Below are 23,452 nucleotides of genomic sequence, written 5' to 3' on the forward strand. Positions count from 1 at the left end.
GTGACGCACGGGCTGACCGGCAAGATCACGGTGAACGGCCACGAGTACGACTCGGTGATGCCGCCGATGGCGCAGCTGAACGACGACGAGGTGGCGAACATCCTGACCTACGTGCTGAACAGCTGGGGCAACCCGGGCGGGCAGATCAGCAAGGAAGAGGTGGCCAAGGCCCGGGCCGCGTCCGCACCAGCAGTGGCGGCGGAACATTGATGCGGAGCGGTACGAAAAATCGTTTCTGGAAGTAAAGACGTCCAGACGAAGCATGGCGACGCCGACCCTCGTGGTCGGCGTTGTCGTCTCGGCGGCATGCGTGGCCGCGGCGCGTTGTCACAGCCGCATCCTGCATGGCGGGGACTTGACCGGGGTCAGCTCGGGCACGTGCGCCCGCTTCGAGACTGCCGCCGACCACAAGGGAGCAATGCAATGAACCATGCACGCAACTATCTTCCGGCAGCCTGCCTGTTCGCGATCCTGGCCACGCCGGTCGGAGCGACGGGTGGAACCGGCAACATCAGCGAGCCGGCGGCATCGGCCGGACCATCGTGGCAGCTGGAATGGGATGCCCGCCTGCGCCACGAGCAGGTCGACGACGATGCGTTCGCACGCAACGCCCATGCCGACACCTTGCGCCTGCGCCTCGGCCTGCATGCCGAGTTCGGGCATGGCTGGAGCGGCCTGGCCGAAGGCGCAGGCGTGGCCAGCGCTGGCGACCGCTACAACAGCGGCGCCAATGGCCGCGTCTTGTACCCGACGGTGACCGATCCGCGCGGCAGCGAGTTCAACCAGTACTGGTTGCGCTGGCAGGGCGACCGGTTCGGCGCCACCGCCGGCCGCCAGCGGCTGCTGCTGGACAACCAGCGCTGGGTTGGCAACAGCGGCTGGCGCCAGCACGAGCAGACCTTCGATGCAGTCGAGTTGCGCTGGCAGCCGCTGGCGGCGTTGACGGTGCGCTACGACTGGCTCGATCGGGTGCACCGGGTGGCCGGCCGCGATGCGCTGAACCCGCTGGCGCGCGAGCGCAAGTTGAATACCCACCTGTTGAATCTGGCGTGGACCCGGGGCGCGCAGCAATGGGCCGGCTATGCCTATCTGCACGAGGACCGCGACGTGGCCAGCACCTCCAGTGCGACCTACGGCCTGCGCTGGAGCGGCCAGGCGCTGCGCGACGGCCATGGCCTCGGCTGGACAGTGGAGGGGGCGCGGCAAGTCGATTACGCCAACAACCCGCAGCGTTTCGCGCACAGTTACTGGCTGCTGGAACCGAACTGGACGCAGTCCGGGATCACCGCGAAGCTGGGCTGGGAACACCTGGGCGGCAACGGCCGGCATGCGCTGCAGACGCCGCTGGCCACGCTGCACGCGTTCAACGGCTGGAACGACCAGTTCAACGTGACCCCGGCCGGCGGGCTGGAAGATCGCTACGTCGGCCTCAACGGCAACCTCGGTCGCGGCGATGTTGCCGGCAGGCTGGCCTGGACGGTGGCGTACCACGACTACCACGCCGACCGCGGCGGCCGCTACGGCAGCGAGTGGAATGCCTCGCTGGCGTTTCCGCTGGCGCAGGGCCTCAGCGGCCTGCTGAAGGTGGCGGACTATCGCGCCGACGGCTTCGGCCGCGACAGCGCGAAGCTGTGGCTGCAGCTGGAGTGGCGTGGCCAGCAGGCATTGGCCGGCGCACATTGAACGAAGCGGAAACGCAGGCGGGCGCGTTGATCCAGGTCAGCGCGCCCGCGCCGCGACTGCGTTGAGATGGCGCCATGAAAGTCCAGCCATCACTCCACCGCCGCGTCGACGACGCGGTACTTCCCGAACTCGACCTGCGCTGGCTGCCGTCGCCGGAGCCGATGCTGCGCGCGCTGGCGATTGCCGACGCGTTGCTGCCGGGGCAGGCGGTGCAGGTGCTCACCCCGTTGCTGCCGGCGCCGTTGCTCGACGCGCTGGCATCGCGCGGCATGCAGGCGACGGCGTTCGCCCTGCCGACCGGCGGCGCGCGCGTGCTGATCCGTTGTCCGGGCGGCGATGACGCGGCTTCGGCTTGAGCAGGCTCCGGTTCCCTCGCTGCCACGGCGCTTCCTGTCCAGTGCGCCGTGGTGGGGGATGCTGGCCGGCGCGCTGCTGATCGTCGACGGCGATACGGCGCTGCGCATGCGCTGGAGCCCGGCCACCCTGGCACTGGTGCACGTGTTCACGCTCGGTGTGCTCGGCAACGCGATGCTCGGCAGCGTGCTGCAGTTCCTGCCCGCCGCGGCCGGCGTGCGGGTGCGCGGCAGCGCGACGTCTGGGCCATGGCTGCATGCCCTGTTCAACCTCGGCGTGCTGCTGCTGGTGATGGGACTGCACCAGGGCTGGCATACGGCACTGGTTGTCGCCGCCGTGGTGTTGCCGCTGGCATTCGCCCTGCTGGCGGCGATGACCGTGCCTGGCCTGCTGGCGACGGCGGGGCAGCGCCTGCTGCGTGCGGGCTTCGGCGTGGCGATCGGGTTCGCCGTGCTCACCGCGTTGCTCGGCGGCATGCTTGCGTTGGCCCTCGCCGGATACCTGGCTTTGCCGTTGGCGGCACTCACCGATGTACATGCCAGCTGGGGCGTGCTGGGCTGGGTGGTGGTGCTGATGGCCAGCGTGGCGCGTGTGGTGATGCCGATGTTCCAGGGCACCGGCATGGTGCGCGAACCGGTGCAGGCGATGTGGCTGGGCAGCGTGCTGCTGATGTTGTTCGGCGCGGCGTGCTGGCGTCTGACCGATGGCAGCGGCGCCTGGCTGGCCGGCACGGTCGGCGTGCACGCGCTGCTGTTCGCCGTTGCCGCGTTGTGGCTGCAATGGCGTGCGCCGCGATTGCGTCGCGGGCCGTTGCTGTGGAGCTGGCGCGCCGGCTTGGTCGTGCTGGCGCTGTCGGCACTGGCGCTGTCCGCGGGCGTGCGTGGCGGCATGCTGGCCGCGGCGCTGGGGCTGGGCGTCGCGCTGCCGCTGCTGGTCGCCGGCATGATGCTGGAGATCGTCCCCTTCATCGGCTGGATCGAACTGCACCGGCGCTGCGGTCGCGGCGTGCAGTTGCCCGGCGTGCAGCGGTTGCTGCCCGCGCGCGACAAGAACCGCGCACTGCTGGCGCAAGTGCCGCTGCTGTTGTTGCCGGCTGCCGTGACGTGGCCGTCGGCGTGGCTGGCCCGCGCAGCCGGGCTGGCGTTGCTGCTGGCCTGGGGCTGCATGGAGTGGACGCTGCGCGGCGTGCGCCGGCGCGCCAGTCGTTTCCTGTCGACGATGGAATCCGCCGATGTCGCTGTCCGGGCCTGACCGTTTCGTACTCGGCCGGGTTCGAGCGGCGATCGACCGCATCGACGATGGCCTGGTCGCGTTGTTCGCCGCGCGGCGTCGGTTGGCCGCTGCCGCGGGTACGCTCAAGCGGCGTGCAGGCATGTCGCCGCGCGACCCGCGGCGCGAACAGCAGGTGCGCGCGCGAACGCAGGCGCTGGCGTATCGGCTGGCGGTGCCCGCGGGCACCGCCGAGCGCCTGCTCGATCTGGCGATCGCCGATGCCTGCCAGCGGCAGGGCATGGCGGTTGACCTGGGTCAAGGCGTGCCGTTGTCCGCGCCCGTCATGATGCCGCCCATCATGCCCAGCCAGACATTCAGTCCATCCCTTGCGCTGCGCCTGCTGCGCCTGTTGCCGCCGCCGACGCGGGTGGCACCGCTGCTGCGCGTGCTGCCGGCGCGCTGGCAGCACCGCCTGCTGGAAGCGGCGATGGCGCGCGTGCTGGCCACGCCGCTGCGTGACGGCTCGCTCGACTTCATGCGTGGCCGTCGGCTTGCCATCGACGTGAGCGACTTGCGCTTGCGCTGGGTGCTCGAACTGCACGGCGACCGCCTCGGTGTGGTCGACGCCGAGCCCGAGGCGAGCGTGCGCGGCAGCGCCACCGACCTGCTGCTGCTGGCCGGCCGGCTGGAAGATGCCGACACGCTGTTCTTCCAGCGCGCGCTGGAGCTGACCGGCGACACCGAGCTGGGCCTTACCGCGCGCAACCTGCTGGAGCGGTTGCCGTGGGAATCGGTGCCGCTGGGCCTGCGCATCGCGCTGAACCGCGGCGCACGCTTCGCCCGTGCCGCCCGCGCCGCGCACCGCGGCGAAGTCGTCTGAGCCATCCCGTTTCCCCCACTGATAAAGCGATCACGATGACCGCCTCCGCAACGCTGCCCGTGCCGGTCTGGCGCGATGAGCTCGAACACGAGTACGCCGCGCTGGCCGAGCGCCTGGAACCGCTGGTGCCGTGCCTGGAGATACCGCTGCACCTGCCGTGGATCGACGCCATCAACAAGCTGAAGAAGCAGCGCGGTGCGGTGATCATGGCGCACAGCTACCAATCGCCGGAGATCTTCCACGGCGTGGCTGACATCACCGGCGACTCGCTCGGCCTGGCGCAGGCCGCCGCCGTTTGCGACGCCGGCCTGATCGTGGTGTGCGGCGTGCACTTCATGGCCGAGAGCGCGAAGATCCTGGCGCCGGAAAAGACCGTGCTGATCCCCGACCTGGAAGCCGGCTGCTCGCTGGCCTCGTCGATCACCGCCGCCGACGTGCGCGCGCTGCGCGCGCGGCACCCTGGCGTGCCGGTGGTGAGCTACGCCAACACCTCGGCCGCGGTGAAGGCGGAGTCCGACGCGATCTGCACCTCGGCGAACGCGGTGCAGGTGGTCGAGTCGATGGGCGCGGGCAAGGTGATCTTCCTGCCCGACGAGTACCTGGGCCGCCACGTCGCCAGCCAGACCGCAGTCGAGCTGGTGCTGTGGCACGGCCGCTGCGAAGTGCACGAGAAGTTCACCGCGCAGCAGGCGCGGCATGCGCGCGAGCAGTTCGACGCGATGCTCGTGGCGCATCCCGAATGCCCGCCCGAGGTACTCGCCGAGGTGGACTTCGTCGGCTCCACCACGGCGATGGGCAAGTGGCTGGAACGCGAGAAGCCGGCGCGCGTCGCGCTGATCACCGAATGTTCGATGGCCGACAACCTGCGCTCGCAGTTTCCGGCGACGCAGTTCATCAAGCCGTGCAACCTGTGCCCGCACATGCAGCGGATCACCTTGCAGAACATCTACGCGTCCTTGCGCGACATGAAGCACGCGGTGGAGGTACCCGCGGACGTCCGTGTGCGTGCGCGTGCCGCGCTGGAGCGCATGCTCGCGATCGGGCGGCGCGAGAGCGTGTGAAGCGCGCGCGCCTGCCCGTCGTGGTGGTGGGTGGCGGCGTGGCTGGCCTGGCCACGGCATTGGCCGCCGCGCCTGCGCCAGTGCGTCTGCTGTGCCGTGCGCACGACGGCAGCGGCAGTGCCAGCGCCCTGGCCCAGGGTGGCATTGCCGCCGCGCTCGATCCTCACGACAGCCCCGCTGCCCACGCCGCCGACACCTTGCTGGCCGGCGCCCATCACAACGACGTGGCGATGGTGCAGTGGCTGGTACGCGAGGCGCCCGGCGCCATCGCGTGGCTGCAGGCGCAGGGCGTGCTGTTCGATCGCGATGCCGATGGCCGCCTGCAGCTGGGGCGCGAGGGCGGCCATTCCGCCGCGCGGATCGTGCATGCCGGCGGCGATGCCAGCGGGGCCGCGCTGGTGCATGCCCTGCGCGCGAAGGCGCAGGCTGCGGCGCACGTGCAGTGGCGCGGCGGCGTCGACGTCGATGCCCTGCTGGTCCGCGATGGCGGCGTGGTCGGCGTGCGTACCCGCGATGGACGCGGGCGACACGAACACATCGAGGCGGCGGCGGTGGTGCTCGCCACCGGCGGCATCGGGGCGCTGTTTGCACGCACCAGCAATCCGCCGGGCGCGGACGGCGCCGGGTTGGCGCTGGGGCTGGCGTGCGGCGCCTCGCCGCGCGACCTGGAATTCGTGCAGTTCCACCCCACCGCACTGGACGTCGCGGGACGCTGCCTGCCGCTGGTCACCGAGGCGCTGCGTGGCGCCGGCGCGCGCCTGCTCGATGCCGACGGGCAGCCGTTGATGGCTGGGGTGCATCCGCTCGGCGACCTCGCGCCGCGCGACGTGGTGGCGCGGCGCGTAGCGCAGGCGCAGGGCGAGGGCGGACCGGTCTGGCTCGATGCGACGGGCGTGGCAGGCGATTGGGAACGGCGTTTCCCCACCGTGCTGGCAGCGTGCCGTGCCCACGGTTTCGACCCCCGGCTGGCACCCATGCCGGTCACGCCGGCAGCGCATTTCCACATGGGCGGACTGGCTACCGATGCGGACGGGCGCACCGGTGTGCCGGGCCTGCATGCGGTGGGCGAGGTGGCATGCAACGGCATCCATGGCGCGAACCGGCTGGCCAGCAATTCGCTGCTGGAAGGCGTGTCGTGCGGGCGCCGGCTTGGCCGTGTTCTGGCCACCGCCGAACCACGGCCAAGCCGGCGTGGCGACTACCGCTGGATCGAACGTGGCGACAGCCTGTCGTCGCCACAGCTGGCCGCGCTGGGCGATCTGTTGTGGCGCACGGCCGGTCCCGTGCGCGAGGCATCGTCGCTGCGCGATGCATGGCGCACCTGCGCAGCGCTGGCGGATGCCGGATGGCAGGCGCGGCTGGCCAAGGCACTGCTGCGCGCGGCGTTGCTGCGCAAGCGCAGCCTGGGTGCCCATTGCCGTCGCGATCGCTGCTGCCCTGCCTGAAACAGGCGACCCGCGGCGCGACGGCATGCCCTGGCGGCAGCGGCATGTGCGGCAGCTGTCGCGAGGGGTTTGACCCGGATCAAGACAATTGAGCCGGGAGCTGTGCAAACTATAGGCTCCCGATCCTGTGAGTCTTTCATGACACGTCCTTCTTCGTTCGACTACGAACAACTGCGCGCCTGCGGCCGCGGCGAACTTTTCGGTGACGGCAATGCCCGGTTGCCGTCGCCGCCGATGCTGATGTTCGACCGCATCACCCACATCGCCAGCGAGGGCGGCGCGTACGGCAAGGGCGTGATCCACGCCGAACTGGATGTCCATCCGAAGCTGTGGTTCTTCGACTGCCACTTCATCGGCGATCCGGTGATGCCCGGTTGCCTTGGCCTGGATGCGATGTGGCAGCTCAGCGGCTTCTTCCTGCCGTGGCTGGGCGAACCCGGCCGCGGGCGCGCGCTCGGCGTGGGCCAGGTGAAGTTTTCCGGCCAGGTGCTGCCGAGCGCGAAGCTGGTGCGCTACGAGATCGACATCCGCCGGGTGATGCGCGGCAAGCTGCGGATGGTGATCGCCGACGGCAAGACCTTCGTCGACGACCGCCTGATCTACGAGGCCAGCGACATGCGCGTGGGCCTGTTCCAGTCCACCGAGGGTTTTTGAGATGCGCCGCGTCGTAGTGACAGGCATGGGCATCGTGTCGTGCCTGGGCAATGACCTGGAGACCGTGGCCGGCGCCTTGCGTGACGGCCGCAGCGGTATCCGGGCGATGCCTGAATATGCCGAGCTTGGCATGCGCAGCCATGTGGCCGGTGTGCCGAACATCGACCTGGAGGCGGTGATCGACCGCAAGCTGAAGCGCTTCATGGGCGATGCGGCAGCCTATGCCTACGTGTCGATGCGTTCGGCGATGGCCGATGCCGGACTGGACGCGGAACAGGTTCGTCACCCGCGCATCGGCGCGATCGCCGGTTCCGGCGGTGGATCGCCGCGCTGGCAGATCGAAACCGGCGACCTGCTGCGCAACAAGGGCGTGCGCAAGATCGGCCCGTACATGGTGCCGCGCACGATGTGCTCGACCGTGTCGGCCACGCTGGCCACGACCTTCGGCATCCTGGGCCTGAGCTATTCGATCTCCGCCGCCTGCGCCACCTCGGCGCATTGCATTGGCGCCGCGGCCGACCTGATCCGGCACGGTGCGCAGGACGTGATGTTCGCCGGTGGCGGCGAGGAAGAACACTGGGGCATGACCTCGCAGTTCGACGCGATGGGCGCGCTGTCCAGCCATCACAACGACACCCCGGTCACCGCCTCGCGCCCCTACGACAGCAGTCGCGACGGCTTCGTCATCGCCAGCGGCGGCGGCATGCTGGTGCTGGAGGAGTACGAGCACGCGAAGGCGCGCGGCGCGCGCATCCACGCCGAACTTGTCGGTTACGGCGTCACCTCCGACGGTGCCGAGATGGTGGCGCCGTCCGGCGAGGGCGCGGTGCGCTGCATGCAGATGGCGCTGGCCAACGTCAACGCGCCGATCGATTACCTGAACACCCATGGCACCGCCACGCCGCTGGGCGACATCGTCGAGCTCGACGCGGTGCGCGAAGTGTTCGGCGAGACGGTGCCGCCGCTGTCCTCGACCAAGGCGTTGACCGGCCACTCGCTGGGTGCCGCCAGCGTGCACGAAGCGATCTACAGTCTACTGATGCTCAAGGAAGGATTCGCCGCCGGCTCGGCCCACATCACCGAACTCGACCCGCGCGCCGAAGGTTTCCCGATCCTGCGCGAAAGCCGCCCGGCGAAGCTGCACACGGTCATGTCGAACAGCTTCGGCTTCGGCGGCACCAATGGCAGCCTGGTATTTGCCAAGGTGTGAGCCGGCGGCAGCCATTCCCGACGAGCCGGTTGGCCTGCAGCGGCGGCCGGCACATGCCATCGGCCCGCTGGTGTACGGAGACCGGGGTATACCGAGGGGTGTCGGCGCGATAGGGTCGCGGCGGCCGCGTGTGCTGCCGGGTGGGGAGCGTCGGTGGCATGGCACGGCGACAGCAGCGGGGGCCGTGGTGAACGACGAATACATGGAAGCGTGGTTTTCGCGCGTGGAGCCGGTATTGGGCGCAGCGCTCGAACGGCGGGACGTTCACACGTCGGCCCATTGCGGGCGGGTCGGCCGGCTGGCCCTGGCGTTCGCGGGGGATCTTGGACTGGCCGGCGAAGAGCTGCTGGTTCTGGATGTGGCGGCCCGGTTTCACGATGTGGGGAAGATTGGCGTTCCCGATGCGATCCTGCACAAGCAGGGCGCGCTGAACGATGCCGAGTGGAAAATCATGAAGGGCCACAGCCTCCATGGCGAGCACATTGTGCGGATGGACCCGGAGCTGCCCTTTGGCGACGAGATCGCGCTGGCGGTGCGCCATCATCATGAGCACTACGATGGCACCGGCTATCCGGATGGCCTGCGCGGGCGCGCCATTCCGCTGCCGTCGCGGGTGCTGTCCGTGATCGACAGCTACGACGCGATACGCAAGCGTCGTGCCTACCATGCGGCCCATTCGCATGAATCCACGGTGGCCATCCTGGCCAGCGAGCGGGGCACCAAGCACGATCCGCAGATCCTCGATGCGTTCCTGTCGCACGACAGGCGTTGGTTCGACCGGCCGGGCGTGTCCGGCTAGCGGAGGCGACTCAAGCGGTTTCCGGTACGCGCATGCCAGGCTCGCCGTGCCAGTAGCCGTTGCGCGCGCCGACCCGCGGCGGCGCCACCGGCGAGCGGCGGGCGAGGTGGTAGTGCGCCACCATCCCGGCCATGCCTTCGGCCTGCGGATACAGTCGCAGCACGTCCACGCCAAGCTCGCGCAGCTGCGGCAGTTCGGGACCGAGGTCGGTGATCTCCTCGCCCTGGATCTGGATGCCGTTGATGCGCAGGAACGGCCGGCCCTCGCGCGTGGCCAGCGGCATGCCGTCGGGATAGTCGATGCAGCGGAAGCCGCACTGGTCCTTGGCCACGTCCAGTGCGCGCGCGGTGAAGCAGCGCGCGGAGAACGCCAGCGGCAGCCGGCCGAACGCGATCACTTCCAGTTCCGGCATCTCGCGCTGTTCGGCCTGCATCGCCTCGCGCAATTCGCGCAGCAAGGTGTGGCCTTGTTCGACACCCGGCACCCAGCGGCGCAAGCCGTCCTCCATCAGCATCGCCAGCGCGTGGTGGTTGTAGACGTTGAGCGTGGGCCCGGCGACGAACGGCACGCCGCGCTCGCGGCACAGCTGCACCGCCGAGAGGTCGTTCGCCTCGATCCAGCAGTCGCCGTGGTCGACCAGCCGCTGCAGCGCGCCGAGTTCCGATTCGGCCTCGATCAGCGCCAGCGACGACAGCACGACCTGCTTGCCGCTGCGGGCGAGTTCGGCGGCCAGTGCGATCCAGTCGCGCGTGCCCAGCTCGCGGCGCTTGCTGCACACCGTTTCGCCCAGGTAGATGATGTCGAGCGGCCAGTCGGCGGCCTCGCGGTAGAACGCCAGCGTGTGTTCGCGCGGCCAGAAATACTGCAGCGGGCCGAGGCTCAGTTTCATCGTCGTCATCGTCAATGCCAGGAGCGGTGATAGGGGCCGAGCGTGGTCTGGTGACCCTCGGCGTGCTTCGACAGCGCGGACTGCCAGCGCGGTTGCGCCGACCAGTCCTGCGGCGAAGCGCGGTAGCGGTCCAGCGCGTCGCGCCAGGTGCGGGTGACCGAGCCGACATAGGCGACGCCGCGCTGGCGACCCTCGATCTTCAGCGCCGCCACGCCGGCTTGCGCCAGTCGCGGCAGCAGCTCCAGCGTGTTCAGGCTGGTCGGTTCCTCCAGCGCGTGGAAGACCTCGCCGCCGACCTCGAAGCGGCCCTTGCACACGGTCGGATAGCCGGCCGGTTCACGCGCTTCGAAACGGTCCATCAGCACCTGGTTGAGGCGCACGCTGCGGCGGCCGTCGTCGTGTTCCTCCCAGCGCACGAAGCTGGCCGGCGAGCACACGCCGTGCCGGTTCGGCGAGGCGCCGGTGACGTAGCTGGAAAGCTGGCAGCGGCCTTCGACCATGATGCACAGGCTGCCGAACGCGAAGACCTCCAGCGGCACCGGCGAGACTTCGCACAGGCGTTCCACCTGCTGGATCGACAGCACCCGCGGCAACACCGCACGGCTGATGCCGAAGCGCTCGTGCGCATAGCGCAGCGCCGGCGCGGTGGTCGCCGAACCCTGCACCGACAGATGCCGCTTCAGCGCGGGATGCGTGCGCGTGGCGTAGTCGAGCACGGCCATTTCCGCCGCGATGATCGCGTCGCAGCCGAATTCGGCGGCCTTGTCCACCGCGGCGTACCACTGCGGCAGGCGCGCGCTGTCGGGATAGGTGTTCAGCGCCAGGTAGACCTGCCTGCCGCGCTGGTGCGCGTAGGCGATGCCGTCGCGCAGTTCGTCGTCGCTGAAGTTCAGCCCGGGAAACGCGCGGGCGTTGGTCTGGTCGCGGAAGCCCGCGTAGACCGCGTCGGCGCCGGCGTCGATCGCCGCTTGCAGCGCCGGCAGGTTGCCGGCAGGACAGACCAGTTGCATGAGCACCTCGAAGCAGGGAGTTCGGGGCGCATCGTGGCGTTCGTCGCCGGTGCCTGCGTTGACGTGGATCAGCTGGATCCGCATTGCCCGGAGCTACCATGCCCTGCATCCGTCACATGCATGGTGCTGCTTCCTACCGAGGAGTCGATTCGATGAAATACAAGCATGCTGTCACCGCCGCCCTGCTGTGCGCGTTCTCGCTGGCGCCTTTGGCGCAGGCGGTGGCCCAGGAGCATCACCATCACGCCGCCGCACCGGCGGCCGCGCCGGCAGCGGCGCAGCGCTGGGCGCCGGATGCGCCGCTGAGCGAGGGGATGCGCCGCGCACATGCCGCGGTGGACGAGTTGCGCCATTACGAGATGGGCCACATGAGCGCGCCGATGGCGGTGGACCGGGCCACCAGCGTCGAGGAGGCGGTGACCTACATGTTCGCCCACTGCAAGCTGGCGCCCGAGCCCGACGCTGCGCTGCACGGCATCCTGGTGCCGCTGCTGAGCGCGGCACAGGCACTGAAGGCCGATCCGAACAAGGTCTCGGCGGTGGCCGACATGCGCGCGGCGATCGCGCACTATCCGCAGTATTTCAACGACCCCGGCTGGGACCAGCCGGCCCCGGTCGAGCACGTGATGCACGACGAGCCCTGAGTCGTACCGCATCCGTCGGCGGCGGCAGGTCGTGGCCGCCGCACATCACGTTGCCGTCGGTGTGCGCGCGGCCTGCAGCGCCGCCCACAGCGTGTCGACGCGCCGTTCCACCGCGGCATCCGGCACGATCGGCCGGCTCCAGGCGCGCGTGGTTTCGGCCGGCCATTTGTTCGTCGCGTCGATGCCGAGCTTGGAGCCGAGTCCGGCGACCGGGCTGGCGAAGTCGAGGTAGTCGATCGGGGTGTTTTCCACCAGCATCGTGTCGCGCGCCGGATCGACGCGGGTCGATACGGCCCAGATCACCTGTGCCCAGTCGCGCACGTCGATATCGTCATCGGTGACGATCACGAACTTGGTGTAGGTGAACTGGCGCAGGTACGACCACACGCCCATCATCACCCGCCGCGCGTGGCCGGCGTACTGCTTGCGGATGCCGACCACCGCGATGCGGTACGAGCACGCCTCCGGCGGCAGGTGGAAGTCCACGATTTCCGGGAACACCTTCTGCAGGATCGGCACGAACACGTCGTTCAGCGCCATCGCCAGTACCGAGGGTTCGTCGTGCGGCGCGCGGCCCATGTAGCTGCCGTGGTAGATCGCGCCGCGGCGCAGGTGCATGCGTTCGATCGTGAACACCGGAAAGTGGTCCTGCGCGTTGTAGTAGCCGGTATGGTCGCCGAACGGGCCTTCCAGCGCGCTGTCGCCGGGATGGATGAAACCTTCCAGCAGGATCTCCGCGCCGGCCGGCGCGTCCAGCCCGGTCAGTTCGCTGTGCCACACGCGCGTGCGCTGGCCGCGCAGCAGGCCGGCGAATTCGTATTCGGACAAGGTGTCGGGCACCGGCGCCACCGCGGCCAGCAGCGTGGCCGGGTCGGCGCCGATCGCCACCAGCACGGGAAACGGTTGCCGCGGATGCGCGGCGCACCAGTCGGCGTGGTCCAGCGCGCCGCCGCGATGCGGCAGCCAGCGCATGATCACCCGGTTCGGCCCGATCACCTGCTGGCGGTAGATCGCCACGTTCTGCCGCGGCTTGCTGGTGCCGCGCGTCACCACCAGGCCGAACGTGATCAGCTTGCCGGCGTCGTCGGGCCAGCAATGCTGGATCGGCAGCCGCGCGAGATCGATGTCGCCGCCCCGCAATGTTTCGTGTTCGAACGCGGCTTCGCGCACACGCTGCGGCGCCACGTGCGCCAGTTGCGCCAGTTCCGGCCAGGTCGCCAGCGCCTGGCGCAGACTGGACGGCCAGCGCGGCTCCTTGATCGCGGCGAGCAACTGGCCGAGTTCGCGCAACGAGGCCAGCGGCCGCCCGGCCAGCGCCAGTTCGATGCGCCGGCGGTGGCCGAACAGGTTGCCCAGCAGCGCATGCGGCGCATCGACGGGGCGCTCCATCAGCAAGGCGGGGCCGCCCTCGCGCAACGCACGCAAGCTGAGCGCGGTGGATTCCAGGTGCGGATCGACCGGCGCCGCCACGCGCTGCAGCTGCCGTTCGCGTTCGAGGTGCGCGAGGAAACCGCGCAGGTCGTGGAAGCTCATGCGGGTGGCCCGGGGATGGCCAGGCTGTCGCCGTCCGCGTCGGCCAGCAGCTGCCGATGCACCCGTTCGAGTTCCGCCAGCAGCTGCGCGCGCGCCTCGGCGGCAAACGGGTTCTCGCGCTGGATCGCGGCGAACAGGTGGCCGGCGTCGCCGCGCACCGCCGCCAGCATGTGCTTCATGCCCTGGAACGACGGCGGCGCCACCGGCAGGCCGTCGTCCACGCCGAGGTCGACCAGCCCCTTGGCGATGAAGAACGCCAGCGCGTGGGTCCTGGCCATGGCGCGGTCGTGGCTTTCCGGGTCCTGCACGATGACTTCGCAGCCGAGATCGCGGAACAGTTCGCCGGCGCGTGCGGCGGCCTGCGGATGATCCGCGGCGGGACAGGTCACCGCGCGCAACGGCCGTTCGTCGCGCGCCAGGCTGAGCGGGCCGAACAGCGGATGCGTGCCGACGTGTGGAATATCCGCACCGAGCAGTTCGTCCATCGTCGCGCAGGGATGCAGCTTCACGCTGCCCACGTCGAGTACGGTATGCCCGGCATGCAGCAGCGGACGCAGCGCAAGCAACGCATCGTGCATGTGCGGGACCGGCATCGCCAGCACGATCCAGCGCGCTTCGCCGACGGCGGCAGGCATCGACGCGGCGGCCAGAGCTGCGGGGATATCCGCGTGCGGATCCCAGGCGCGCACGCGATGTCCCGCCTGCAACAGCAGCTCGGCGAAGGCCGCGCCGAAGCGGCCATAGCCGAGCACGGCAAATGTGGCGGATTGCGCAGGCTCGCGCGGCGCGGCGGCGCTCATGCCGCGAGGGGCGGGCGGCCGCTGGCCAGGCTGGCGCGCAGTGCATCGCTCCAGGGCGCGAGGTCGATGCCGCGGGCGGCCAGCCAGCCGCGATCGAACAGCGTCTGCGCGTAGCGCTCGCCGCGATCGCACAGCAGGCTCACGATGCTGCCGCGCTCGCCGCGGGCGCGCATCGAGGCGGCCAGTTGCAGGCAGGCCACGAGGTTGGTACCGGACGAGCCGCCGTAGCGATGGCCGAGCAGTTCCTCCAGCAGCCATGCGGCGGCAATCGAGGCGGCGTCGGGCACCTCGACCGCGCGGTCGACCACGTCGAACAAGAAGCCTGGTTCCACCCGCGGCCGGCCGATGCCTTCGATCAGGGTGGGCTGGCTGGCCACCGCGTGCGCATCGCGTGTGCGCCAGCCGTGCACGAAGCCGCTGCCGGCCGGTTCGGCCACGCACAGCTGCGTGTACAGCCGGCGATAGCGCAGGTAGCGGCCGATGGTGGCCGAGGTGCCGCCGGTGCCGGCGCCGCAGACGATCCAGGCCGGCTCGGGCTCGGCCTCGAGCGCGAGCTGGCCGATGATCGACTCGGCGATGTTGTTGTTGCCGCGCCAGTCGGTGGCGCGTTCGGCCAGGCCGAACTGGTCCAGGTGGCAGGCGCCGCGCGCGGCGTGCCCGGCGGCGCGCGCATGCACCTGCGCGGGATCGTCGACCAGGTCGCACTCGCCGCCCAGCGCCTGCACGTCGCGGATCTTGCCGGGCGCGGTGCAGGCCGGCATCACCGCGATGAACGGCAGGCCCAGCAGGCGCGCGAACCACGCCTCGGAGATCGCCGTGCTGCCGGAGGAGGCATCCACCACGGCCTGGCCGCCGCGCAGCCGGCCGTTGCACAGCGCGTACAGGAACAGCGAGCGGGCGAGGCGATGCTTCAGGCTGCCGCTGGGGTGCGCGGCCTCGTCCTTGAAATAGAAGTCGATGCCGTGGAAGCCGGGGAAGTTCAGCTTCAGCAGGTGGGTGTCGGCCGAACGCGCCGCTTCCTGCGCCAGCTTCGCCAATGCCGTGTGCACCCAGCGGCGGTCGGTTTCGCGTTGCGGGTTGACCAGTCGCAGGACGCTGTCCATCGGAGGCTCCGGATTCATGTCGCGATACTGGCGACGCTGCACAAGCTGCGCACGCGGCGGCCGAGGAAGTCGAAGTAGCGGTCGATGTAGCTGATGCCGTTCTCGTGGTCGATCAGGTACGGGTTCATCAGCGTGTGACGCAGGATCAGCAGGCGGTCGTCGCCGGGAACGAAGCTGGCCGGATCCAGGCCCAGCGCGCCGAAAATGCGCGTGGTCTGCGCCGGACCCAGCATGTCCGGTCGCAGGCTGGTCACCGAGCCGAAGAACTCCTTCAGCTGCAGCGGTTGGTGCGGATCGCAGCGCAGTTCGTCGTGCAGCGCGCGCACGAACGCGTTCGCCGTCGCCACCGAGGCGTTGCCGCTGGGGTTGAGCGCGAGGCAGACCAGGTTGCTGTCCGGCGCGAACGGCACCAGCGCGTGGACGCAGCCGGCCAGTTCCAGCGCGAAGCGTTGCGCGCGTGCGTGGAAGGTTTCGGCCGCGCGCACGGTGGCGCGCGGCAGGCGGCCGAAGTGGGCGTGGTCCAGCGGCAGCACCTTGTGCGTCACGTACACCGCGGCCGCCGCCGCGCCGGATTTCGAGCCCTCCGGGATGAACTGGCCCAGGCTGCGGTAGCGCGCCAGGTAGCCGGCCGGCGTGGCGGCATGGAACACGTAGTCGGCGCGCTCGGCCAGCAGCGCCATCGCGCGGTGGTCGCGGCAGATGAAGGCGCCGCTGCCGTAGGGCAGGTAGCCGAGCTTGTGCGGGTCGACGGTGACCGAGTCGGTGTCGCCCAGCGCGGCGAACGCGGCGTGCACCGCGGGCGTGGGGAACTGCGTGTAGTCGGCGGCCACTTCGTCGCGCGTGCGCAGCGAGCCGTCCTCGTGGCGGAACAGCGTGGCCAGGTAGCCGCCCCAGGCGGCGTCCACGTGCACGGCAAAGTCCAGGCCGTGCCGGCGCGATTCATGCCGCGCGGCGAGCACGGCGTCGATCGGGTCGATGGTGCCGTACTCGGTGCCGCCGAGCACGGCCACGCACATCAGCACGGGTCGACGCTCGCGCACGCAGCGTTCCAGCGTGTCGCGCAAGGCGGCGGGGTCCAGCCGCATGCCGGCGGTGGGCAGCAGTTCCAGCTGATCGCGGCCCAGGCCGAGCAGTTTCAGCCCCTTGCTCCACGAGTAGTGCGCGGTGACCGGCGCCAGCACCAGCGGCACGCGCAGCTGCGGGTGTGCGGCGAAGAAGCCGGCCAGGCCGCGCTGATCGATGCGCTCGTTCTCCACCCGTCGCAGCCAGCGCGCGCGTTCGGCCGGCGCTTGTGCGGCCAGCCACTGCTGCCACGCCTGCAGCAGGGCGATGCCGTCGGCGTGGGACAGATTGAACGCGCTCCAGTCGTCGGCGGGCAAGGCCAGTTCCGGCACCTGCGCCGCACGCAACGCGACCGGAAACGCCTTCAGCGCCAGCGCCAGGCGCAGCGCCTGGTAGTTCGCCAGGGTGCCGCCGGAGGTGAGGTGGCCGAACGCGCAGGCGTCCTGCGCCGGGTCGTGCGGGTAGCCGAGCATGCGCGCCAGCTGCAGGCCGGCCTGCACCTCCATGTCGACGGTGACCGGGGCGGCGTCTTCGCTGACGTTGTTGGGGTTGTACGGCAGCGTGAGCATCTGCGCGGCCAGTCCCGGCAGCAGCAGGTCGGAGGCCATGTGGCCGATGTAGCGCGGGCTGTGGAACGGCACCGACTTCTTCAGCGCGGCGGAGAGCTGGTGCAGTTCGCGGCGCATGCGCGATTCGAAGGCGAGGTAGTCCGGATGATGCGCGGCGGCGGTGGCGATCGCCGGTGGGTCTTCCGGGTGGAAGTTGCGCCGCCAGTACACGTGGTCGCGCAGGAATTCGACCAGCAGCTTTTCCAGCAGCGTGTCGTTCTCGCCGTACGGGCCGAGGAAGCAGGCGTCCAGCGCGTGGTCGCGCGGTTCTTCCGCGGGGAAGGGTTGTGCCGCGCTCATGCCAGCCACCCATGCAGCCAGCCCAGCGGATGATGCATGCGGGCGACGCCGAGCATGTAGACGTAGGTGGCCAGTGCGGCCGCATAGAAGGCCAGCCGCGCGCGCGGCGTGCGCGCCCGTTTCAGTGCCAGCATCGCAAGCACCACGTAGGCCACCAGCAGCACCAGCTTGGTGGCGAGCCAGCCGTTGGCGAACAGCGCGCCGGGCAGGATGCTCACCAGCATCAGCGCGGCGGTGAGCAGGGTGGTGTCGATCGCGTAGCTGAGCCAGCGCACGGGCGCCCATTGCGCGGCGCCGGCGTGGCCGGCCTGCACCAGCAACCCGCGCAGCGCGAACAGCGAACCGCTGGCCAGCACGCAGGCGATGTGCACCCATTTGATCTGAGGATAGAACTCGAACATCGGGGAACCGGGCATGGGGAATGGGGAGTGGGAAAAGCATCAGGGCGCGTCTCGCGGCGCGCCCTGATGTGCGTCATGCGTTCTCGCTGACCGCTTGCGGTAGCGCCGCGGGAGCGGTCCGGCTTTTTGGCCACAGCCACAGCGCAGCGACGAACACCGATATCAGCAGGGCGCCGACGGCGAACAGGGTGTCGCCCGGCACGCGCATCCACACCAGCATGTGGATCAGCGGGCGGTCCATGAACTCGGCCGAGCGGGCGAACCAGTAGCCGTGTTCCAGTACCGCCTTCAGCTGCAGGATGCCCAGCGGCAGCAGGGTCAGCACGGCCATCAGCGACAGGCCGATGTTGAGGCACCAGAACGAGCTGCGCAGCCAGCCTTCGCGCCAGTGGACCTGCGGCTTGATGCCGCGCAGGCAGAACAGCATCAGGCCCAGGCCGAGCATGCCGTACACGCCGAACAGCGCGGTGTGGCCATGCGTGGCGGTGAGGTTGAGGCCCTGCATGTAGTACAGCGCGATCGGCGTGTTGACGAGGAAGCCGAGCAGGCCCGCGCCGACCAGGTTCCAGAAGCTCACCGCCACGAAGAACATGATCGGCCAGCGATAGCGCGCCATCCACGGCGCGGCGTGCTGCTTCTTCCAGGTGTCGTGGGCTTCCAGGCCGATCAGCGCCAGCGGCACCACTTCCAGCGCCGAGAAGCTGGCGCCGAGTGCGATCACCGCCGTGGTGGTGCCGCTGAAGTACAGGTGGTGCAGGGTGCCCAGCACGCCGCCGGCCATGAACACGATGGTGGCGAACAGCACGTTGGTGGTGGCGCTGCTCACGCGCAGCAGGCCCAGCTTGACGAACAGGTAGCTGATCACCGCGGTGGCGAACACTTCGAAGAAGCCTTCCACCCACAGGTGCACCACCCACCAGCGCCAGTACTCGACCATCGCGATGTGGGTGTGCTCGCCCCACATCAGGCCGGCGCCGTAGAGCAGGCCGATCGCCACGGTGGACAGGAACAGCAGGCCCACGATCGAGGCGCCTTGCTTGCCGCCGCGCATCGCCGGCAGCAGCGCGCGGCCGACCAGGAACAGCCACAGCATCAGGCCGATGAACAGGAAGATCTGCCAGAAACGGCCGAGGTCGGTGTATTCCCAGCCCTGGTGGCCGAACCAGAAGTTGTACTCGAGGCCCATCTTGTCCATCACCGCGAACCACTGGCCGGCGAACGAGCCGACCACGATCACCAGCAGGCAGACCCACAGGAAGTTCACCCCGAACCGCTGGAACTTCGGCTCGTGGCCGGAGATCAGCGGCGCGATGTACAGGCCGGTGGCCAGCCACGCGGTGGCGATCCACAACACCGCCAGCTCGGTATGCCAGGTGCGGGTGAGGCTGTAGGGCAGGTAGTTGGCCAGCGCGAAGCCATAGGCCTGCTGGCCTTCCACCTGGTAGTGCGCGGTGGTGGCGCCCAGCAGGATCTGCGCCAGGAACAGCGCCAGCACGGTCCAGAAATACTTGCCGGTGGCCTTCATCGAAGGCGTCGCCTTCAACTCGGTCAACGGGTCGCGCGCCGGAATCGGCGGCAAGGGTTCATGGCTCACCTGGCGCGCGTGATGCCAGCCGAGCAGGCCGATGCCGAAGATCATGAAGAGGATGCTGAAGACCGACCACAGGAAGCTGGTCGAGGTCGGCGCGTTGCCGGCCAGCGGCTCGTACGGCCAGTTCTGGGTGTAGCTCATCGCCTCGTTCGGGCGCTGCGTGGCGGCGGCCCAGCTGGTCCACCAGAAGAACGCGGTGACCGCACGCCGGTGCTCCATCTCGGCCACGGTGTTCTCGCGCATCGCATAGCCTTCGCGCAGCGTGTGCGTGGCCGGGTCGTTGCCGAACAGGCTCATGTAATGCGCCGCGACGGCTTCCATCGCGTGCGCGCGCAGCGCCGAGACGGTGATGGTATTGCTGGCCGCGTCGTAGGTGTTGGTGCGCAGTTCTTCCTGCACCCGCGCCTTCAGCGGCGCCTGCTGCTGCGCATCCAGCGATTCGTAGGGCCCCAGGCCCGCGTCGCGGGCGAGCAGGTCCAGCATCGCCATGCTTTCGCGGTGCAGCCAGTCGGCGCTCCAGTCCGGCGCCAGCAGCGCGCCGTGGCCCCAGATGGATCCCAATTGCTGGCCGCCGATGCTCTGCCACACCTGGCGGCCTTCCTCCATGTCGGCCTTGACGTACAGCGTCTGGCCGTCGCTGGTGACGACGGCCGTGGGCAGCGGCGGCGCCTGCTGGTGGACCACGCTGCCGACCCACAGCAGCACGGCGAAGGACGTGACGAGCAAAGCCGCCAGCCCCAGCCAGAGTTTTCGGGTGGTACTCATCGCGCATCTCCCTGAAAGGTGCGCGCATGCTCGGCGAGCTGCGGGCTGGCCACCTTGATGCAGGTCAAGCGGCCGCCACGGCACGCCGCGCATATTGTCGCGGCCGTCGGCGGATGCCGGTGGCCGGCATGGCATGATCGGCGTGACGCGTTGCGCATGACGGGACCGCAGGCAGGCATGAACGATCGACCCACGCTGGATGGAGCCCGATTCCCGCTGGTGCTGCTGGCCGTATTCCTGGTCGCGGCAGCCGCCCTCGGCATCTCGCCGCACTACCGCCAGGACTGGCTGATGGAGAACGTGCTGGTGGTGCTGGCGCTGCCGGTACTGGTGCTGGGGTTCCGCCGGCTGCGTTTCTCCAATGCCAGCTATGCGGCGCTGTTCGCGTTCCTGCTGCTGCACGAGATCGGCGCGCACTACACCTACTCGGAAGTGCCGTGGGACCGGTGGTTTTCGGCACTGTGCGGCTTCTCGCTGAACGAGGCGCTGGGCTTCTCGCGCAACCCTTTCGACCGCGCCATCCATTTCGCGTACGGCCTGCTGGTGACCCCGGCGGTGGCGCAGCTGGTGGCCGCGCGCACGTCGTCGCCCGGTGCCTGGCGCTGGATCGTGCCGGTCAGCCTGATGACCGCGAGCTCGGCGTTGTACGAACTGTTCGAATGGGCTGCCGCCGTGTGGTTCGGCGGGGATCTCGGCGTGGCCTACCTGGGCACCCAGGGCGATCCGTGGGATGCGCAGCAGGACATGCTGCTTGCGCTGCTGGGCAGCCTCGCCGCGGTCGTCACGCTTGCTGCCGCAGCGCGATATCGCCGCCGGCGCGATGCTGCGGCGCCGACGGAGTCCGTCGGACGCTGACGAGACCGCAGCGGGTGCGGGTGTGCGGGCCTAATGCTGCATCAGCACCGGGATGGAGGCTTCTTCCAGCACGCGCCGCGTGGCGCCGCCGAACACGCGTTCGCGCATGCGCGAGCGGCCATAGGCGCCCATCACCAGCAGGCCCGCGTCGATGTTTTCGACTTCCTTCAGCAGGATTTCGCCGGCCATCGCGGACGAGGATCGGACATAGCTGGGTTTGGATGTGATGCCGTGGCGCAGCAGGTAGACGAAGGGATCGAAGCGCGGATGCCCTTCGTCGCCGTCGCGCACATCGCCGTCGACCAGGGTCACCTGCTTCGCCGCCCTGAGGAACGGCAGGGCGGCGTGGATCGCGCGGATGGCCTCGATGCTGCCGTTGCAGCCGATCACGATGCGCTCGAAGCGGATCTCCTGGCCCCAGTGCGGGGGCAGGATCAGGCAGGGCATGCGGCAGCCGAGTATCGCCTCGCCGAGAATGTCGAGCAGGCCGGTTGCCTGCACCATGTCCCGCTCGATCACCGCCAGATCGTGCCGCGCGCCGAGCCAGCGCAAGGTAGGGGCGATGCCGGCCCGGGCGACGATCCAGTCGGCGTTGCGCACGCCGGACTGCCGCGCGAATGATCCGAAGGCGGCGTGCTCGTCGGCGAATTCCGTTCGCGGTTCGAGCAGCAGGCCGAGCACGGTGGGTTCGGCGTCGGCCTCGGCGCCGCCGAGTTTCCGCAACGCGGGGTCGATGAAGCAGCCGGTCAGGTTGCTGCCCCAGCGCGCGGCGATCGCGAGGCCGGTTTCGGCGGCGGGACTCCACGGGGTGGTTGATGTCACCAGCGCAAGAACATCGCCCGGGCGTGTCACGGGCGACGTGGGGCCGGCTTGCTGGGTGGCTGGCATGGTGGGGCGTCCAGGGTGCGCTGGCGGTCAGAGGTCGAGGGTGTGGATGGCTTGTGCGGCGTCCTCCGGATCGAGCCGGCGCTTGAAGCCCAGGTAGCTGGCCAGCTCGCGCATCGGCTCGTTTTCGGCGGCGTCGATCGAGAACATCCTGCGGAATCCGTTCTTGCGCGCGATGTCGATCAGGCGCCTCATCAGCAGTACGCCCAGGCCGCGATGGCGCCAGTCGTCGGCCACCGTCACCGCGCATTCGCACTGCTTTTCGTCCCCGCTCGCGCTGTAGCGGCTGACTCCGACTTCACGCAGCTCGCCGTTGTCGTGGGCGAGCGCGACGAAGGCCATGCGATCCCGGTAGTCGACGTTCATCAGCTGGTCGAGCAGGGCCGGGCTCGCTTCCTTCAGGTTGCCGAGGAAGCGGAAGCGGCAGGCCTGCTCCGACAGGCGGTTGATGAAGTCCGTTTCGCGCTGGCGATCCTCCGGGCGCAGCGGTCGTATCAGCACCGGGCTGCCGTCGTTCAGGGTCTCGATCCAGTGCGTTCCCTCGATGGCGCCGAAGGGCGCGGCGGGCGTGGGGTCGTGGTCGGCAGGGTGGACGTTGGACATGGTCTGTTCCCGGTGGCTGATGAATCACGGTCGATTCCCATGCCGAAACGGGCGGCCATCGCGGCATGGCTCCTTGCAGGGTTCAGTTCTACGCCGGCCCGTCGTGGCTCGACTTGACCTCGGTCAATCCGGGACGAACGCGGACGGCAGGTTCAGCCGGCGTCGCGCTGTTTCGACGTCGCCGCGGGGCTGCTGCGGCAGAGGCCGGCGAGCAGGTCGGGACGGCGGATGCGCACCGATTTGCGGTTGACCTCGAGCACGCCCATCTCCTCCAGGCGCGAGAACAACCGGCTGACCGTCTCGACCACCAGGCCGAGGTAGTTTGCGATGTCGTAGCGCGACATCGACAAGGTGAGCACGCTGCCGTCGCGCTGCAGGCGCTGGTAACGGTCGGCCAGGCTCTTCAGGAAGATCGCCAGCTGCTCCTGGGCCTGCTGCCGGCCCATCATCACCAGGTGGCGGTGTTCCTCGATCACTTCGCGGCTGATCACCCGCATCAGTTGCCGGTGCAGCGCCGGCACCTCGCTGGTGACCTGTTGCAGCCGCGCATAGGGCAGCTCGCAGATGCTGCTGCGTTCCAGTGCCTCGGCCTGGCTGACATGCCGGTTCGAGGCCAGCGCGTCGAAGCCGATGATTTCGCCGGGCAGGTGGAAACCGAGGATCTGCACGTCGCCGGAATCGTCCAGCACGAAGGTCTTGAGCGAACCGGAACGCACCACGTAGAGCGCCTCGAACGGGTCGCCATCGCGGTACAGCACGCCGCCGCGGTCCAGCGTGCGCTTGTCGCGGATCGCCGTGTCCAGCCGTTCCAGGTCGTTGTGGCCGATGCCGGCAGGCAGGCACAGTTCGCTCAGGGCACAGGACGAGCAGCTGCGTCGCAGCTGGCTCAGGTCAAGGACGTTGGTTCCAGGGTCCATCAGCGTCCTCGCAGGGCTTGAGATGGGCTCTCATGAACCCGGCAGGCAGTCGGGTCGCGTGGCCGCACGATAGCATGGCGGGGCAAAAATTCTGTGTGTATTTGACCGGGATCAAGTTGCGCGCGGATCTTTCACCGCAGGCTGTCGGCATGGGCCGGAGCAACGCGTGCTCGCGTCGGACCGGCAGT

The 23,452-nt window shown here is 69.6% G+C and carries 22 protein-coding genes and 1 pseudogene; 12 read left to right on the plus strand and 11 right to left on the minus strand.

What is annotated here, in order from left to right; genetic code table 11:
• From KK131_RS10645 to KK131_RS10690, 10 genes and pseudogenes are all read left to right on the plus strand, one after another.
• Window positions 1-210 (plus strand): annotated as a pseudogene (locus tag KK131_RS10645) (cytochrome c); the annotation flags it as partial.
• Between the two features lie 213 nt (window positions 211-423).
• Window positions 424-1,683 carry an alginate export family protein gene (locus tag KK131_RS10650; protein ID WP_214556721.1) on the plus strand — a complete coding sequence of 420 codons (1,260 nt, stop codon included), beginning with the start codon at window positions 424-426 and terminating at the stop codon, window positions 1,681-1,683.
• A gap of 74 nt (window positions 1,684-1,757) precedes the next feature.
• Window positions 1,758-2,039: a DUF2249 domain-containing protein gene (locus tag KK131_RS10655; RefSeq protein ID WP_214556722.1), complete on the plus strand. Its 282-nt coding sequence runs from the start codon at window positions 1,758-1,760 to the stop codon at window positions 2,037-2,039.
• A complete protein-coding gene (locus tag KK131_RS10660; protein WP_214556723.1) occupies window positions 2,020-3,288 on the plus strand; it encodes a hypothetical protein in 1,269 nt (422 codons plus the stop codon). Before KK131_RS10655 ends, KK131_RS10660 begins: the two co-directional genes overlap by 20 nt.
• Window positions 3,269-4,129, plus strand: coding sequence for a chorismate mutase (locus tag KK131_RS10665; protein WP_214556724.1), 861 nt, complete (start codon window positions 3,269-3,271; stop codon window positions 4,127-4,129). Before KK131_RS10660 ends, KK131_RS10665 begins: the two co-directional genes overlap by 20 nt.
• Window positions 4,130-4,164: 35 nt before the next feature.
• Window positions 4,165-5,190, plus strand: a complete 1,026-nt coding sequence (gene nadA, locus KK131_RS10670; RefSeq protein ID WP_214556725.1) for a quinolinate synthase NadA — start codon at window positions 4,165-4,167, stop codon at window positions 5,188-5,190.
• A complete protein-coding gene (locus tag KK131_RS10675) occupies window positions 5,187-6,635 on the plus strand; it encodes an FAD-dependent oxidoreductase (protein ID WP_214556726.1) in 1,449 nt (482 codons plus the stop codon). Before nadA ends, KK131_RS10675 begins: the two co-directional genes overlap by 4 nt.
• 138 nt (window positions 6,636-6,773) lie before the next feature.
• A complete protein-coding gene (gene fabA / locus KK131_RS10680) occupies window positions 6,774-7,289 on the plus strand; it encodes a 3-hydroxyacyl-[acyl-carrier-protein] dehydratase FabA (RefSeq protein WP_214556727.1) in 516 nt (171 codons plus the stop codon).
• A gap of 1 nt (window position 7,290) precedes the next feature.
• Entirely contained in the window at window positions 7,291-8,499 is a 1,209-nt protein-coding gene (gene fabB / locus KK131_RS10685) for a beta-ketoacyl-ACP synthase I (RefSeq protein ID WP_214556728.1), read from the plus strand.
• A 187-nt stretch (window positions 8,500-8,686) separates the two neighbouring features.
• The gene (locus KK131_RS10690) at window positions 8,687-9,298 is read left to right on the plus strand and encodes an HD domain-containing phosphohydrolase (protein ID WP_214556729.1); all 612 of its coding nucleotides are present in this window, start codon (window positions 8,687-8,689) and stop codon (window positions 9,296-9,298) included.
• A 10-nt stretch (window positions 9,299-9,308) separates the two neighbouring features.
• Here the strand turns inward: KK131_RS10690 and KK131_RS10695 are convergent, their stop codons facing one another.
• Window positions 9,309-10,187, minus strand: coding sequence for a U32 family peptidase (locus KK131_RS10695; RefSeq protein WP_250887217.1), 879 nt, complete (start codon window positions 10,185-10,187; stop codon window positions 9,309-9,311).
• Between the two features lie 11 nt (window positions 10,188-10,198).
• The gene (locus KK131_RS10700) at window positions 10,199-11,281 is read right to left on the minus strand and encodes a peptidase U32 family protein (protein WP_345777239.1); all 1,083 of its coding nucleotides are present in this window, start codon (window positions 11,279-11,281) and stop codon (window positions 10,199-10,201) included.
• 68 nt (window positions 11,282-11,349) lie between these two features.
• On the opposite strand from KK131_RS10700, the gene KK131_RS10705 reads away from it, so the two are divergent.
• A complete protein-coding gene (locus KK131_RS10705; protein WP_250887218.1) occupies window positions 11,350-11,841 on the plus strand; it encodes a DnrO protein in 492 nt (163 codons plus the stop codon).
• Between the two features lie 45 nt (window positions 11,842-11,886).
• Here KK131_RS10705 and KK131_RS10710 read toward each other — a convergent pair whose 3' ends face one another.
• The 6 genes from KK131_RS10710 to KK131_RS10735 form a co-directional block, all read right to left on the minus strand.
• Window positions 11,887-13,374, minus strand: a complete 1,488-nt coding sequence (locus KK131_RS10710; RefSeq protein ID WP_214556731.1) for a UbiD family decarboxylase — start codon at window positions 13,372-13,374, stop codon at window positions 11,887-11,889.
• Entirely contained in the window at window positions 13,371-14,174 is an 804-nt protein-coding gene (locus KK131_RS10715) for a prephenate dehydrogenase/arogenate dehydrogenase family protein (protein ID WP_214556732.1), read from the minus strand. The genes KK131_RS10710 and KK131_RS10715 overlap by 4 nt, the downstream gene beginning before the upstream one ends.
• Window positions 14,171-15,277: a PLP-dependent cysteine synthase family protein gene (locus tag KK131_RS10720; RefSeq protein WP_214556733.1), complete on the minus strand. Its 1,107-nt coding sequence runs from the start codon at window positions 15,275-15,277 to the stop codon at window positions 14,171-14,173. The genes KK131_RS10715 and KK131_RS10720 overlap by 4 nt, the downstream gene beginning before the upstream one ends.
• 14 nt (window positions 15,278-15,291) lie before the next feature.
• Window positions 15,292-17,247, minus strand: a complete 1,956-nt coding sequence (locus KK131_RS10725; protein WP_214556734.1) for a pyridoxal-dependent decarboxylase — start codon at window positions 17,245-17,247, stop codon at window positions 15,292-15,294.
• On the minus strand, window positions 17,244-17,648 hold the full coding sequence (locus KK131_RS10730) for a SirB2 family protein (protein WP_214557356.1): 405 nt from the start codon (window positions 17,646-17,648) through the stop codon (window positions 17,244-17,246). The genes KK131_RS10725 and KK131_RS10730 overlap by 4 nt, the downstream gene beginning before the upstream one ends.
• A 73-nt stretch (window positions 17,649-17,721) precedes the next feature.
• On the minus strand, window positions 17,722-20,004 hold the full coding sequence (locus KK131_RS10735; RefSeq protein WP_214556735.1) for a nitric-oxide reductase large subunit: 2,283 nt from the start codon (window positions 20,002-20,004) through the stop codon (window positions 17,722-17,724).
• 177 nt (window positions 20,005-20,181) lie between these two features.
• Here KK131_RS10735 and KK131_RS10740 point away from each other — a divergent pair, with 177 nt between their 5' ends.
• Window positions 20,182-20,859 (plus strand): DUF2238 domain-containing protein, encoded by a 678-nt coding sequence (locus tag KK131_RS10740; RefSeq protein WP_214556736.1) that lies wholly within the window; start codon window positions 20,182-20,184, stop codon window positions 20,857-20,859.
• Window positions 20,860-20,889: 30 nt separating this feature from the next.
• On the opposite strand, the gene KK131_RS10745 is transcribed toward KK131_RS10740, so the two are convergent.
• The 3 genes from KK131_RS10745 to KK131_RS10755 form a co-directional block, all read right to left on the minus strand.
• Window positions 20,890-21,681 carry a universal stress protein gene (locus tag KK131_RS10745; protein WP_345777240.1) on the minus strand — a complete coding sequence of 264 codons (792 nt, stop codon included), beginning with the start codon at window positions 21,679-21,681 and terminating at the stop codon, window positions 20,890-20,892.
• A 93-nt stretch (window positions 21,682-21,774) separates the two neighbouring features.
• On the minus strand, window positions 21,775-22,347 hold the full coding sequence (locus tag KK131_RS10750; RefSeq protein WP_214556738.1) for a GNAT family N-acetyltransferase: 573 nt from the start codon (window positions 22,345-22,347) through the stop codon (window positions 21,775-21,777).
• A 152-nt stretch (window positions 22,348-22,499) separates the two neighbouring features.
• Complete coding sequence (locus KK131_RS10755) at window positions 22,500-23,264, minus strand: cyclic nucleotide-binding domain-containing protein (RefSeq protein WP_214556739.1); 765 nt, start codon at window positions 23,262-23,264, stop codon at window positions 22,500-22,502.
• Window positions 23,265-23,452 lie beyond the last annotated feature (188 nt).

Source organism: Rhodanobacter sp. LX-99 (assembly GCF_018599185.1).
Taxonomy (GTDB): Bacteria; Pseudomonadota; Gammaproteobacteria; order Xanthomonadales; family Rhodanobacteraceae; genus Rhodanobacter.

Bases quoted from the DNA above. Each gene is read 5' to 3' on its own strand.
- KK131_RS10735 (WP_214556735.1), bottom strand. From the start codon at position 20,004: ATGAGTACCACCCGAAAACTCTGGCTGGGGCTGGCGGCTTTGCTCGTC.
- KK131_RS10720 (WP_214556733.1), bottom strand. From the start codon at position 15,277: ATGGACAGCGTCCTGCGACTGGTCAACCCGCAACGCGAAACCGACCGC.
- KK131_RS10650 (WP_214556721.1), top strand. From the start codon at position 424: ATGAACCATGCACGCAACTATCTTCCGGCAGCCTGCCTGTTCGCGATC.
- nadA (WP_214556725.1), top strand. From the start codon at position 4,165: ATGACCGCCTCCGCAACGCTGCCCGTGCCGGTCTGGCGCGATGAGCTC.
- KK131_RS10705 (WP_250887218.1), top strand. From the start codon at position 11,350: ATGAAATACAAGCATGCTGTCACCGCCGCCCTGCTGTGCGCGTTCTCG.
- KK131_RS10660 (WP_214556723.1), top strand. From the start codon at position 2,020: ATGACGCGGCTTCGGCTTGAGCAGGCTCCGGTTCCCTCGCTGCCACGG.
- KK131_RS10715 (WP_214556732.1), bottom strand. From the start codon at position 14,174: ATGAGCGCCGCCGCGCCGCGCGAGCCTGCGCAATCCGCCACATTTGCC.
- KK131_RS10700 (WP_345777239.1), bottom strand. From the start codon at position 11,281: ATGCGGATCCAGCTGATCCACGTCAACGCAGGCACCGGCGACGAACGC.
- KK131_RS10750 (WP_214556738.1), bottom strand. From the start codon at position 22,347: ATGTCCAACGTCCACCCTGCCGACCACGACCCCACGCCCGCCGCGCCC.
- KK131_RS10695 (WP_250887217.1), bottom strand. From the start codon at position 10,187: ATGAAACTGAGCCTCGGCCCGCTGCAGTATTTCTGGCCGCGCGAACAC.
- fabA (WP_214556727.1), top strand. From the start codon at position 6,774: ATGACACGTCCTTCTTCGTTCGACTACGAACAACTGCGCGCCTGCGGC.
- KK131_RS10740 (WP_214556736.1), top strand. From the start codon at position 20,182: ATGAACGATCGACCCACGCTGGATGGAGCCCGATTCCCGCTGGTGCTG.
- KK131_RS10665 (WP_214556724.1), top strand. From the start codon at position 3,269: ATGTCGCTGTCCGGGCCTGACCGTTTCGTACTCGGCCGGGTTCGAGCG.
- KK131_RS10725 (WP_214556734.1), bottom strand. From the start codon at position 17,247: ATGAGCGCGGCACAACCCTTCCCCGCGGAAGAACCGCGCGACCACGCG.
- KK131_RS10755 (WP_214556739.1), bottom strand. From the start codon at position 23,264: ATGGACCCTGGAACCAACGTCCTTGACCTGAGCCAGCTGCGACGCAGC.
- KK131_RS10730 (WP_214557356.1), bottom strand. From the start codon at position 17,648: ATGTTCGAGTTCTATCCTCAGATCAAATGGGTGCACATCGCCTGCGTG.
- KK131_RS10655 (WP_214556722.1), top strand. From the start codon at position 1,758: ATGAAAGTCCAGCCATCACTCCACCGCCGCGTCGACGACGCGGTACTT.
- KK131_RS10710 (WP_214556731.1), bottom strand. From the start codon at position 13,374: ATGAGCTTCCACGACCTGCGCGGTTTCCTCGCGCACCTCGAACGCGAA.
- fabB (WP_214556728.1), top strand. From the start codon at position 7,291: ATGCGCCGCGTCGTAGTGACAGGCATGGGCATCGTGTCGTGCCTGGGC.